At 67.8% G+C, this 12,876-nt stretch carries 11 protein-coding genes; 3 read left to right on the top strand and 8 right to left on the bottom strand.

Annotated elements, in window-relative coordinates; translation table 11 throughout:
* Nucleotides 1–2 precede the first annotated feature (2 nt).
* Complete coding sequence (locus AC1DQJ_RS06300) at nt 3–401, bottom strand: NADH:ubiquinone oxidoreductase subunit NDUFA12 (RefSeq protein WP_477601364.1); 399 nt, start codon at nt 399–401, stop codon at nt 3–5.
* Nucleotides 402–570: 169 nt separating this feature from the next.
* Between AC1DQJ_RS06300 and AC1DQJ_RS06295 the strand changes: the two genes are divergently transcribed.
* From AC1DQJ_RS06295 to AC1DQJ_RS06285, 3 genes are all read left to right on the top strand, one after another.
* On the top strand, nt 571–3,045 hold the full coding sequence (locus AC1DQJ_RS06295) for a TSCPD domain-containing protein (RefSeq protein WP_477601362.1): 2,475 nt from the start codon (nt 571–573) through the stop codon (nt 3,043–3,045).
* 63 nt (nt 3,046–3,108) lie between these two features.
* Nucleotides 3,109–3,597: a pentapeptide repeat-containing protein gene (locus AC1DQJ_RS06290; protein WP_477601360.1), complete on the top strand. Its 489-nt coding sequence runs from the start codon at nt 3,109–3,111 to the stop codon at nt 3,595–3,597.
* A 126-nt stretch (nt 3,598–3,723) separates the two neighbouring features.
* Nucleotides 3,724–4,581 carry a pentapeptide repeat-containing protein gene (locus tag AC1DQJ_RS06285; RefSeq protein ID WP_477601358.1) on the top strand — a complete coding sequence of 286 codons (858 nt, stop codon included), beginning with the start codon at nt 3,724–3,726 and terminating at the stop codon, nt 4,579–4,581.
* Nucleotides 4,582–4,620: 39 nt separating this feature from the next.
* Here AC1DQJ_RS06285 and aspS read toward each other — a convergent pair whose 3' ends face one another.
* From aspS to lepB, 7 genes are all read right to left on the bottom strand, one after another.
* Complete coding sequence (gene aspS, locus AC1DQJ_RS06280; protein WP_477601356.1) at nt 4,621–6,450, bottom strand: aspartate--tRNA ligase; 1,830 nt, start codon at nt 6,448–6,450, stop codon at nt 4,621–4,623.
* A 141-nt stretch (nt 6,451–6,591) separates the two neighbouring features.
* Nucleotides 6,592–8,841 (bottom strand): DNA topoisomerase IV subunit A, encoded by a 2,250-nt coding sequence (parC, locus tag AC1DQJ_RS06275; RefSeq protein ID WP_477601354.1) that lies wholly within the window; start codon nt 8,839–8,841, stop codon nt 6,592–6,594.
* Between the two features lie 72 nt (nt 8,842–8,913).
* Nucleotides 8,914–9,645 carry a DNA repair protein RecO gene (gene recO, locus AC1DQJ_RS06270; RefSeq protein ID WP_477601352.1) on the bottom strand — a complete coding sequence of 244 codons (732 nt, stop codon included), beginning with the start codon at nt 9,643–9,645 and terminating at the stop codon, nt 8,914–8,916.
* A complete protein-coding gene (locus AC1DQJ_RS06265; RefSeq protein WP_477601350.1) occupies nt 9,645–10,445 on the bottom strand; it encodes an arylamine N-acetyltransferase family protein in 801 nt (266 codons plus the stop codon). The genes recO and AC1DQJ_RS06265 overlap by 1 nt, the downstream gene beginning before the upstream one ends.
* 17 nt (nt 10,446–10,462) lie before the next feature.
* Nucleotides 10,463–11,398, bottom strand: coding sequence for a GTPase Era (era, locus tag AC1DQJ_RS06260; protein ID WP_477601348.1), 936 nt, complete (start codon nt 11,396–11,398; stop codon nt 10,463–10,465).
* Nucleotides 11,395–12,093 (bottom strand): ribonuclease III, encoded by a 699-nt coding sequence (rnc, locus tag AC1DQJ_RS06255; RefSeq protein ID WP_477601346.1) that lies wholly within the window; start codon nt 12,091–12,093, stop codon nt 11,395–11,397. The genes era and rnc overlap by 4 nt, the downstream gene beginning before the upstream one ends.
* Entirely contained in the window at nt 12,090–12,869 is a 780-nt protein-coding gene (lepB, locus tag AC1DQJ_RS06250) for a signal peptidase I (protein WP_477601344.1), read from the bottom strand. Before lepB ends, rnc begins: the two co-directional genes overlap by 4 nt.
* Nucleotides 12,870–12,876 lie beyond the last annotated feature (7 nt).

Raw genomic sequence — 12,876 nt, 5'->3', positions numbered from 1 at the left:
GGCTACTCGGGCCGCCAGGCCTCGTAGTCGCCGGACGCCTTGGCGCGCTCGCCGCCGCGGGCGATGGCGCCCTTAGGCCGCCACGCGTGCACGGTGCCGGTCAGGTTCGGAACGTGATCTTTTTCCCAGGCCTGGCGCTTCAGCGGCTCGCGGGTCGGCGGCTCGTCGAAGGTGTAGTGCAGCCAGCCGTGCCAGTCGGGCGAGACCTTCGATGCCTCGGCATAGCCGTTGTAGACAACCCAGCGGCGCTTGCGACCCTTGTCGTACGAGTCCTTGTCGTCCTTGGCCTCGTAATAGCTGTTGCCCAGCTCGTCAGTGCCCACGAACACGCCTCGGCGGCTCACGGTGTTGCGGATGCCGATGGTCGCGCCGTTCCACCAGGTGAAGATATTTTTGAGCACGTTTGGGAGTTCCGTACAGCCGGGAAAGCCGGCGGACTATAGGCGCCCGGCCCCTCACCGTCCAGCCGCGCGAATGCCGCAATATGTTGGGGATAGACACCCCTCCGACCACAACATCTGTTGCCCACGTTAACGACGCTGCTAGACTCGCGCAGCGGGAGAACCGGATATGGGCGTGGAAGCGGCGAGGATCGAACGGCGGACGCTGGAGCGCGCCTCCATGGTGGCCGAGGTCTTGGCGCCCGCCTCCTGGACCGACGCCCGCGTCGAAGCCTGGCTCGACTGGCTGGGCGAGACCACGGACCTGCCCGCCGCCATCTTCCGCTATGCCGAGGATCTGGTTCAGCGCGGCGACAGCCGCTCTCTGTTCGAGACTGCCCGGGCCAGGGGGGCGTTCCGGCGAGACCTGGGCGCGGCCATGCTGGCCGGCCAGATCGCCATCTCCGCGCCGCGGCCCGACGCCGGCACGCCGGTCGTGCACTCGGCCGACGCCGCCTTCGCCCTGACGGCGCTCCGCGCCCAGCATCGCGGCCGCGCCATGGCCAAGGCCGCCGCCCGCGAGATGGGCGCGCGTCTGCAGGCGGTGATGGATTCGATCCTGCGATGCGAAGGCGATCCGGCCGCCTGCGCCGACCTGCGCGCCAACGCCAACCTCGCCCGCAGCGCCGAGGCCGCGCGCGCCGTCGGTGCAACCGACTCAATGATCCTTGAGGCCATCAGCCTGGCCAAGGCCGGCGAGCTGGAATGGGGAGCGTCTGACCCCGACTTCGGCGACATCGAGGAGTTGGAGGTCGTCTGCATTTCGGCCCGCATTCCCGATCCGGCGCTCTGCGGCGCGGCCTGGGAGACGGGCGCGGTCGCGGCGGCCTTCAATCCCGAAGCGGCTCAAGGTGTCGCGAAGGCCTGGGGTGGCGCGCGCGGCGTGGTCAACCTGCTGGCGTTCGGCGCCGGCCAGGCCTTCGATTCCGCCGGCTTCGCGGCGGCGGTCGCCCTGCTCTCCACCGCGCTCGCCGCATCCAGCGGCGAACGTCCCGCCGCCCTGGGCTTGGGCGGGGTCGCAGATTGGCTGGTGGCTCACGGCCTGGCCTACGATTCCGATGCCGGCCGCACCGCCGTGCGAGACATCTATCGCCACGCGGCCTCGGCCTGCGTCGCATCGGGCGCCCAGCTGAACGGCGGCTTGGCGATCTTCGACGATCCGGAGTTGGCCCTACGGCTGGGCGGCGCTGTCGCCTCGGCCGCCCCTTGGCTCGGCCCGATCACCGTCGCCCAGACCGAGGACGGCGAGCTCACCCGGGTCGTTTCCGAAGCGGCCCTGCAGGGCCTGACCGCCGTCGGGGCCGACCTCGCCCAGGCGCGCGCGCACCTGCTGGGCGGGCTGGACCTCTCCGAGGCCCCGGCCATCGACCATGCGGCGCTCAACGCCCGCGGCTTTACCGAGCATGAGATCGCCCAGGCCGAGGCCGCCTTGCCCTTCGCCGCGAGCCTGACCGAAGCGTTCTCCAGCATCGACGCCGGCTTCCTGTGCGACGTGCTGGGCGCCACCGACGCAGACTTGGCCGACCCGGCCTTCGACGTGCTGAAGCACGCCGGCTTCTTGCAGGCGGAGATCGACGAGGCCCAGGCCTACGCCCTAGGGTCTGGAGCGCTGGCCGAGGCGGAATTCCTGACCGCCGCGCAACAGAGCGTCTTCCAGACCGCCGACGACCTGGGGCCGGAGCCCTACTTCGGCCTGTTGGCGGCCATCGCCCATGCACTGGCTGTCCCCGCCATGCCCGACCTGGAGCTGGAGTGGGACACCACCCCGGCCGACGCCGGCGGCCTCATCGCCCTGGCCGCCCAGGCTGGTGTTCCGGCCATTCGAGTGCGCCGCGCCGCCGCGCCGGCCAGCCTGGTGCTCGACCTGCCGAAGATCGCCGAGCCGCCGCGCGCCGCCCGCGATCCCGAGCCGGAAGTCCGCGCCCCGCAGGAACGGATCATCGAGCGGATCGTCGAGCGCGATCGCACCCGCCGCAAATTGCCAGACCGCCGCAAGGGCTACATCCAGAAGGCCAGCGTCGGCGGTCACAAGGTCTATCTGCACACCGGCGAGTACGAGGACGGCGAGCTCGGCGAGATCTTCATCGACATGCACAAGGAAGGCGCCGCCTTCCGCTCGCTGATGAACAACTTCGCCATCGCGATCTCGATCGGCCTGCAGTACGGGGTGCCGCTGGACGAGTTCGTCGACGCCTTCGTCTTCACGCGGTTCGAACCGGCCGGCCCGGTGACCGGCAACGACACGGTCCGCTCGGCAACCTCGATTCTCGACTACCTGTTCCGCGAGTTGGGCGTCTCCTATCTGGGCCGCAGCGACCTGGCCAACGCCGATCCGGACGAGCTGAACGCCGACGGCCTTGGGCACGGCAAGCTCGCCGAGGACGACGCGCCGCAGCCGGCCAGCCACTTCATCTCGCGCGGCTTTGCGCGCGGCGCGGCCCCGGACAACCTTGTGTTCCTGCCCAGCGCCAATTCCCGCGCGCCGGCCGCCGAGGCCGATGTCTGCGCCGCCTGCGGCGACTTCGCCGTGGTGCGCAAGGGCGCCAGCCTGATCTGCGAATCCTGCGGGACCCGCGCCTCGCCGCCCGGCGACATGACCGGCTGAAGGGCGGTCACCTCGCCTTAAAGCTTGGCCGCTATTGAAAAGCCCTTCGTCGGAGGGGTGCAGATGAAACCGTTCGTGCTGATGGGGCTGGCCGCCGCCATGCTCCTGGCCGTTCCCGCCAGCGCCCAGAACGCCGGCCAGATCGCCCACGCCCGCCGCGGGGCCAGCTGCCCCAAGTGCAACCTGTTCCAAGCCGATATGACCGGGCTGGAGATGCGCGGCCAGAACTTCTCCGGCGCGCGCCTGCGCCAGGCCGATCTGTCGCTGGCCGTGATGAACCGGGTCAACTTCGCCAGCGCCGACCTGCGCGACGTCGAAGCCTATGGCGGGGTGTTCTCCAGCAGCAGCTTCGCCGGCGCCGACATGACCAACGCCAGCTTCGTCGGCGCCCACCTTTCGGGGGCGAATTTTTCGGGCGCCAAGCTCCGTGGGACCAATTTTTCCGGAGCTGAATTGGACGGCGCACGCGGCTTGTCGCAGGCCCAGCTGAACCAGGCCTGCGGCGATGGATCCACTCGCTTACCGGGCAGTCTACACATTCCTCAATGCTAGCTAAGCCGCTGAGAATTACCGCGAATTAAGTAGCGTCCACAGGGCATCGAGAGCACAGCTCACGTCATGGGCCAACAACGCCGAGCTTCCCGTCTGACTCGTTCCGCGCCGCTTCTGGGAGCGCTCATGGTCGCCGCCGTCGCGGTCGCGCCGGGCGCCGCCTTCGCCAATATGAGCGGGGACAAGGACGTGGCCCGCTTGGTTTCCTTCGGGGGCGCCTGCGCCAAGTGCGAGTTGTCCGGTCGAAAGCTCAGCGGCGCGCAGTTTATGGGCGCGAACTTCGCCCAGGCGTCCCTAGTCGGCTCCGATCTCCGCGACGCCCGCTTTCTCGGCGCCAACTTCGCCGGCGCTGACCTTTCCCGGGCCGACCTGTCGGATTCAGAGATGATCGGCGCCAACTTCACCAGCGCCACCCTTGCTGACGCCCGCATGCGCGACGTCGAGGCCCGCGGCGTCAATTTCGCCGGCGCCAACCTGGTTCGCGTCGACATGCGCGACTCTGCGGCCACCGGCTCGAACTTCGCGCGCGCCAATCTCTCGAACGCGGTCATGCGCGGCTCGGAGCTTCCGGCCGCCAACTTCTCCAAAGCCAACGCGCGCGGCGCGGACTTCCGCGACGCCAGCATGAGCGGCGCGAACCTCGGTGGCGGCTCATTCGACCACGCCTCGTTCCGCGACGCCGAGTTGGACGCCGCCAACCTGATCGGCGGCTCCTTCGCTGGCGCCGACTTCCGGGGAGCGAGCCTGGCGGGAACCAACATTTCCGGCGTGGACCTGTCGCGATCCAAGGGCCTCGACCAGGACCAGCTCGACGAGGCCTGCGCCGACGGATCGACCCGGCTTCCGTCAGGCCTCGTAGCCAAGTCCTGCCATCGCTCGGCGCGGGTGCGTGTCGTCACCCGGGCCATGCCGCCCGCTCCACCGGCCCCGCCCGCGGCTCCGGCTCCGCCGCAAGGGCCGCGCTACGTAGTGTCGGTCGATTGATCGGCAAATGAAAACGGGGAGCCTTCGCTCCCCGTTTTTTTAGACCTTGATCGGCGGCGCCAGCCGGATGTGCAGCTCCTTGAGCTGCTTTTCCTGAACCTCTGACGGTGCGTTCATCAGCAGATCCTGGCCCTGCTGGTTCAGCGGGAAGGCGATGACCTCGCGGATGGCGGTCTCGCCGGCCAGCAGCATGACGATCCGGTCGATGCCGGGCGCCAGGCCGCCGTGCGGCGGCGCGCCGTGGCGGAAGGCGTTCAGCATGCCGCCGAACTCCTCTTCCACCGTGTTGGAGCCATAGCCCGCGATCTCGAACGCCTTGACCATGACTTCCGGCAGGTGGTTCCGGATCGCGCCCGAGCACAGCTCATAGCCGTTGCAGACGATGTCGTACTGATAGGCGCGGATCGTCAGCGGATCCTGGCTCAGCAGCGCATCGAGCCCGCCCTGCGGCATCGAGAACGGGTTGTGCGAGAAGTCGACCTTGTGCTGCTCCTCGCTCCACTCGAACATCGGGAAGTCGACGATCCAGCAGAACCGGAACTGGTCTTCATCGATCAGGTTCAGGTCCGTGCCGACCTTGGTGCGCGCCAGACCCGCGAACTTCGAAAAGACCTTCGGATCACCGGCCACGAAGAAGGCGGCGTCGCCCTGCCCCATGCCGATCTGGCCCATCAGGGCCGTGGTCGCGTCCGGGCCGAGGTTCTTGGCGATAGGGCCGCCCCAGCCGCCTTGGTCTTCGGACCAGAAGATGTAGCCCAGGCCCGGCTGACCCTCGCCCTGCGCCCAGCTGTTCATGCGGTCGCAGAAGGCGCGGCTGCCGCCCTTCGGAGCCGGGATCGCCCAGACGGCGTTCTTGGCGTCTTCCAGGATGCGGGCGAACAGGCCAAAGCCGCCGCCGCGGAAGCGCTCGGAGACGTCCTGCATCACGATCGGGTTGCGCAGGTCGGGCTTGTCGGTGCCGTAGCGGGCCATCGACTGCACATAGGTCAGGCGCTCGAAGCCCCTGTGCTCGATGGCCTTGCCGAAGTCGTCCACGTAGGACATCGGCTGGTCGATCGGCGAGACGCGCTTGCCGCCGCCGAACTCCTCGAACACTCCATGCATCACCGGCTCGATGGCCGCGAACACGTCTTCCTGGGTGACGAAGCTCATCTCGACGTCGAGCTGGTAGAATTCCAGCGAACGGTCGGCGCGCAGGTCTTCGTCGCGGAAGCACGGCGCGATCTGGAAGTAGCGGTCGAAGCCCGAGACCATCAGCAGCTGCTTGAACTGCTGGGGGGCCTGCGGCAACGCATAGAACTTGGTCGGGTGCAGGCGCGAGGGCACCAGGAAGTCGCGCGCGCCTTCCGGAGACGAGGCCGTCAGGATCGGCGTCTGGTACTCCAGGAAGCCCTGGTCGATCATGCGATTGCGGATCGAGTGGATGACCTTCGAGCGCAGCACGATGTTCCGGTGCAGCGTCTCGCGACGCAGGTCCAGATATCGGTGCTTCAGGCGGATCTCTTCCGGATACTCCGGCTCGCCGAAGACCGGCAGCGGCAGCTCGGCCGCTTCCGACAGCACCTCGATGACGCGCACGCGCACCTCGACCTCGCCGGTGGGCAGGTTGGCGTTCACCGTTTCCGGCGAGCGGGCGACGACGTCGCCGTCAACCTTGATCACGCTCTCGGCGCGCAGTCGCTCGATCACGTCGAAGCCCGGGGTTTCCGGGCTGATCACCAGCTGGGTCAGACCGTAGTGGTCGCGCAGGTCGATGAAGACCAGCCCGCCATGGTCTCGCTTGCGGTGGATCCAGCCGGAAAGACGGACGGTCTTGCCCGTGTCGGCCGCGCGCAGGGCGCCGGCGGTATGAGTGCGGTAGGCGTGCATGGGGAGTCGCTAAGGCTCAGAAATTCAAGGCGCGGAAGGGCGCATGTAGGGGGCGGAAAGTCAAGGCGCGCGGGGTTTTCGGGGGCGCGCTTGCAACAAGCTCACGTCATGGCCGGCCCGGCCATGACGCATTGCTTTTTATCACTTCGGTCGGAACCGCTTGCTGGTCGGGAAGCCCTTGGGCGCCAGCTTGCCGGCCGCCGAGCGACGTCCCAACCACTCGCGCCATTCGCCCCAGACCCGGGTGCGGCCGGCCGTGTCGATCCAGCTTGCGCCGTCCTCAGCGTTGAACACCACGGCGTCGCGCAGCCCGCCTTCGCGGTAGGCCTGCAGCTTCACGCCCTTGCCACGCGGCATCTCCGGCAGTTCCGACAGCGGGAAGATCAGGATCTTGCCGTTGTCGCCGATGACGCCCAGGTGGTCGCCGCCCATCGGCATGGCGAAGGCCGCGCCCTTGGTCCCGGCGTTCAGCACCTGCTTGCCCGCACGGCGGAAGCTGATCGCCTCCTCCTCGGGCAGGATGAAGCCGTAGCCTTCCTTCGAGGCGATGACCCGCTTGGTCCCCGGGCGATGCGGGAAGATGTCGAGGATGTCGGTCTTGTCGTCGAGGTCGAGCATCAGCCGCAGCGGCTCGCCGTGACCGCGCGCTCCCGGCAGCTTGTCGCAACCGATGGTGAAGAACCTGCCGTCCGAAGCGAAGATCAGCAGCTTGTCGGTCGTCTCGGCCGCTACGATGAAGGCGAGCTTGTCGCCTTCCTTGAACTTCAGCTCCGAGGGGTCCTCGACCTTGCCCTTGGCGGCGCGAATCCAACCCCGTTCGGAGAGAATGACCGTGATCGGCTCGCGGACGATCATCGCCTCGATGGCCGCGTCGGCGTCGACAACCGGGGCGGCGTCGAAGATCGAGCGGCGCTTGCCGAGCTTGGTGTCCGGGCCCAGGATCGCGCGAACGTCCTTCAGCCCAATGCCGACCAGCTTCCACTGCGCCTTGTCCGAGGCCAGCATCTTCAGGAGGCCGTCGCGCTCTTCAGCCAGTTCGGCGTGCTCGCGGCGGAGCTCCATCTCCTCGAGCTTGGCCAGTTGGCGCAGGCGCGTGTTGAGGATGGCGTCGGCCTGGATATCGGTGAGGGTGAAGGCCTCGATCAACTTGGCCTTGGGCTCGTCCTCGTAGCGGACGATGCGGATCACCTCGTCCAGGTTCAGGAAGGCGATGACCAAGCCGTCCAAGATGTGCAGCCGCGCCTCGATCTTATCGAGACGGAAGCGCGCCCGGCGGACGACGACCTCGCGGCGGTGATCGAGGAACGCCTGCAGCATCTGGCGCAGGCCCATGACTCCCGGCGCGCCGCGCGCGTCCAGCACGTTCATATTGACCGGGAAGCGGCTCTCCAGCGCCGAGAGCTTGAACAAGCTCTCCATCAGCACTTCAGGCTCGACGTTGCGGTTCTTCGGCTCCAGGACCAGGCGAACGTCCTCGGCGCTTTCATCGCGGACGTCGCCGAGCAGCGGGGACTTCTTGGTCTCGATCAGGTCGGCGAGTTGCTCGACCAGATCGGCCTTCTTCACCTGATACGGGATCTCGGTGACGACGATCTGGTAGGTCCCGCGGCCGGTGTCTTCCTTTTCCCAGCGCGCCCGCACCCGCACGCCGCCGCGGCCGGTGGCGTAGGTCTCCAGCATGCTCTCGCGCGGCTCGACGATCACGCCCCCGGTCGGGAAGTCCGGGCCCTGGACGTGCTCCATCAGCCGGGAGGTCTCGGCGTTCGGGTCTTCCAGCAGCACCAGGCAGGCGTCGATCAGCTCGCCGGCGTTGTGCGGCGGGATCGAGGTGGCCATGCCCACGGCGATGCCGCTGGAGCCGTTGGCCAGCAGGTTCGGGAAACCGGCCGGCAACACCACCGGCTCTTCATCCTCGCCGTCGTAGGTCGGGCGGAAGTCGACGGCGTCTTCGTCGATCCCGTCGAGCAGCAGCTGGGCGGCCACGGTGAGCTTGCACTCGGTGTACCGCATGGCCGCGGCGTTATCGCCGTCGATGTTCCCGAAGTTCCCCTGGCCGTCGACCAGCGGGTAGCGCTGGGCAAAGTCCTGGGCCAGGCGGACCAGCGCCTCATAGACCGCGACGTCGCCGTGGGGGTGGTACTTACCGATCACGTCCCCGACCACGCGGGCGCACTTCTTGGCCGTGGTGTTCGGGTCCAGCCGCAGCTGGCGCATGGCGTACATCAGCCGCCGGTGCACCGGCTTCATGCCGTCGCGCACGTCGGGCAGCGCCCGGCCGGTGATGGTCGAGAGGGCGTAAGCCAGATAGCGCCGGGACAGGGCCTCGGTCAGCGGCTCGTCGATGATGCGGTCGCCGTCACCGTCGCCGGGCGGTGGGATGTGCTTGGTCATGTCGAATCAAACTCGCAGTTCACATCTGTTCTAGCGGGCGCCGCGGCGGAAGTCGCCGCGACCCATGGCCAGTCAGAGCCGCTCGGCCTCACCCAGCCGTTCGATCAGCCACACCCGGGCCGGCGGCAGCGGCCGGTTCAGGGGACCAAAAACGAACAACTCCAAGAAATGAGCCGTCAGATCGAGGCCGGCCTTCACGTCGCCCCGCCCTAGGCCGGTCTGGGCCGAGAGCATGAACGGCGGCAGGGGCAGCAGCCGGTCCTTGTACGGCTCGCCGGCGTCGCGGCTGACCGCCCGTCCGGTGCGCGGGCTGACATAGATCAGATCATCGACCGAGCCGGTCGCGGCGCATTTCGACAGGTCCAGGCCAAAGCCGAGGTCCTGCAGCAGGCCGGCCTCGAAGCGCACGAACACCGCCGGCCAGATCTCCGGCAGCGCGAGGGCCGCGGTCAAAGCCTCGAAGGCGAAGAAGACGCCAGGATGCGGCTCGCGCTCGGGAAGGGCGGCGGCCGCCACCGCGGCGGCGGCCGAAAGCCCGGCCAGGGCCATGCGGTCGTCGAACAGCGCCGAGGGCCCCTCGCCCACCGGCTCCAGGGTCGCCGCGCCAAGCTGGTCGGACACCCTGGCGCGGTAGTGGACGATGGTCCGCGCTCCAGCCTGCAGGAAAGGCTTCATCCGCCGCGACGCGCCCCCCGCGACGTGGGCAGCGTATTTGCCGTGGCTGGCGGTCAGCAGTTCGACGATCGCCCCGGTCTCTCCGTGCGGCCGGGCGGAGAGGACATAGGCGTCGTCTTCGAATTCCATCACTCGCGCGCCGCCGCGCGCTCGAACACCGGCGCCCAGTCAGGCTTCACCGGAAGTCCGAAGATGTCGCCCGCGGCGTCGGCCAGCTCAGCGGCGTTCAGCGTGCGCTTCTGCACTTCGGCGCCCGGACTGCGGATGGTCAGGCGGTTGTTCAGCAGGTTGTAGCGGGTCTCCGGTGTCGTCCGCGCGATGATCAGGTTCTGCCTGAAATTGGAGGTTGGATGGGTGGAGGAGAACCAGTTCGGCTGGACATAATCGACGTCCAGTTGGGCGTCTGGCGACAGCTGATAGACGGGCTCCCAGGCCTCGCCGATCAGGGCCTCCAGCCTCCGCTCGCGGCCAACTGAGACCAACCGATAGTGCTCGTGGGAGGTCGGCTGGGCGTCGTCGCTGTCGAAGCGGATCGGACCTGGTAGGGCGCTGCCAAAGCCGACGTCCGCCAGCCACGGGTCGCCATCGATCGTCACCCGCAGGGCCATGTGGGTTCGGCCGCGGGGCGGCTCCAGCGGCAGCATCCACTGCACCCGGCCCAGCAGCCCGTCGACCTGATAGCCCAGGGCTGTCAGCACCCGCTTGAAGAGATTGTTCTGCTCATAGCAGTAGCCGCCGCGCCGCGCTGTGATCAGCTTGGCGTCGACAGCCTCAGGCGAGATGTCGACGCCGCGATCCAGCTGCACGTCGATGTCCTCGAACACGATCGTCGCCGTGTGCAGGACGTGCAGGCCGCGAAGCGTCTCAAGGCTCGCCTCGCGCGGGCCGTCATAGCCGATGCGGGCGAAATAGGCGTCGAGGTCGATCATGGCCCGAACCTATGGCGTCAGACGTCGAAATCCAGGCCCACGTCGCCATAGAACTCGCGCTTGTCGGCCCAGCGCTCGTCGACCTTCACGTGCAGGAACAGGTGAACAGGCCGATCGAGCAGTTCCGTCAGTTCCTCGCGGGACTTCTGGCCGATCCACTTCAGCGTCTGGCCGTTCTTGCCCAGGATGATCGGGCGCTGGCTCTCGCGTTCCACATAGATCGACTGCTCGATCCGCACCGAGCCGTCCTTGCGCTCCTGGAAGGCGGTGGTTTCCACAGCGGCGGCGTAGGGCAGTTCCTCATGGACCCGCAGGAACAGTTTCTCGCGTGTGATCTCCGCCGCCAGGAGGCGCGCGGGCAGATCGGCCGTCTGTTCTTCGGGATAGAGCCAGGGGCTCTCCGGCATGAGTTCGGCCAACCGCGCCTTCAGGTCGTCCACACCCTGCCCGTCGGCCGCGGAGATCATGAAGACCTCGGTGTAGACCCCGGTCTCGAACAGCCGCTGAGCCAGGGCGAGCAGCCGGTCCCGCTTGACGCCGTCGATCTTGTTGAGCGCCAGGATCACCTTCTTGCCTGAGGTCTTCAGGCCCTCGACGATGGTCTCCACGTCGATGACGGCCCGCTTGTCGGCCGACTTGGCGCCGGGCTCGCTCACCGCCAGTTCGGCCTGCACGTCCACGAGATGCACGGTGACGTCGGCATCGTCGGCCCCGCCCCAGGCCGAGCGCACCATGGCGCGATCAAGCCGGCGACGCGGCGAGAAGATCCCCGGGGTGTCAACCAGCACGATCTGCGCCTCGCCCGCCATGGCGACGCCGCGAACGGGAAAACGGGTCGTCTGGACCTTCTGAGTGACGATCGTGACCTTGGCCCCGACCAGGCGATTGGTCAGGGTCGACTTGCCCGCATTGGGCGCTCCGATGATCGCGGCGAAGCCGGCGCGGGTGGTCATTGAGGTCCTTCTCGTTTCAACAGCATCACCGTGGCCGCGGCCTTCTCGGCCTCTTGTCTTGAACGGCCTTCGGCGAGCTCGGGTTCATAATCGCCCACCGTGACCGACACGGTGAACGAGGGGGCGTGGTCCGGCCCTTCGCGGCCGACCACCTGATAGAGCGGCAGCGGCATGCCGCGGCCTTGGGCCCATTCCTGCAGCTGGGTCTTGGGATCCTTCATGCGCGGCTCGTCCAGCCGCGCGAACTCATCGGTCCAGAACTCCAGGAAGAACGCGCGGGCGGTATCCAGCCCCTCGTCGATATAGAGCGCGCCGATCAGCGCCTCGCAGGCGTCGCCAAGCACGGTGTCCTTGTCGCGCGCGCCGATCTTGCTGGCGCTGGGCGCCATCCGCAGGGCGTCGGGCAGGCCGACTCGGCGGGCGACCCTGGCGCAGGCATGGTAGTTGACCAGCGCGGCCATCAGCCGGCTCATCTCCCCTTCCCGCGCCTCGGAGTTGAGCGCCATCAGGCGTTCGGCGGCGAGGAGGTTGAGGACCCGGTCGCCGAGGAACTCCAGACGCTCGTAGTGGCGCACCTTCAGAGCCCCGTCGCCGACACTGGCGTGAGTCAGGGCGCGCTCCAGAAGCTCGCGGTCGTGGAATACGTGGCCGATGCGGCCCTCTAGTTCGGCGACCGCGGCTTCTCGCCTGTTCATTGGAGGATGGTGAAGAACCGGCTGGGCCGCGCGTTCAGCACCCAGGTCCAGGGCTTGAAGAGCGAGGCGCCCGGGTTCCAGGAAAGCAGGATGATCTGCGCCCTGCCGACCAGGTTTTCAGCCGGGACGAAGCCCACGCCGATCTCGGTCGGCACTCGGCTGTCCAGGGAGTTGTCGCGGTTGTCGCCCATGAAGAAGAAGTGGCCCTCGGGCACGACGAAGGTCGGAGTGTTGTCCACCTCGCCGTCGGGGCCGAAATCATAGGTGACGAACGAACGGCTGTTCGGGAGCGTTTCCTTGAACCGCTGGACGTTGCGGGTGAAGCCGTAGCCGGAATCGATCATCACCGGCGGCAGTTCCTGGCGCGGAATTTCCTTGCCGTTGATCCACAGACGGCCCTCGCGCATCTGCACGCGATCGCCCGGCAGGCCGATCAGGCGCTTGATGTAGTCGGTCCGGCCATCGCGCGGCAGCTTGAAGACGATGATGTCGCCGCGCTCGGGCGCGCGCTCCATGACGCGGCCCTTGAAGATCGGGGGGCTGAACGGGATCGAGTGGCGCGAATAGCCGTAGGAGTACTTGGAAACGATGATGTAGTCGCCTTCCAGCAGGGTCGGCTCCATCGACGCGGACGGAATCGTGAACGGCTGGAAGAACAACACACGCAGGAACAGCGCGATCAGCAGCGCGTAGGCGACCGTCTTCACGATCTCCACGAAATCGTTCACCGCCCCGGACTTATCCGGATTTTCGGCGGTTTCTGCGCGGTCGGTCATCATAAAT

The sequence above is a fragment of the Phenylobacterium sp. P4_E10 genome (assembly GCF_056401675.1).
Note: the sequence above shows the minus strand (reverse complement) of the source record. Positions and strands in the feature narration are given on the sequence as shown.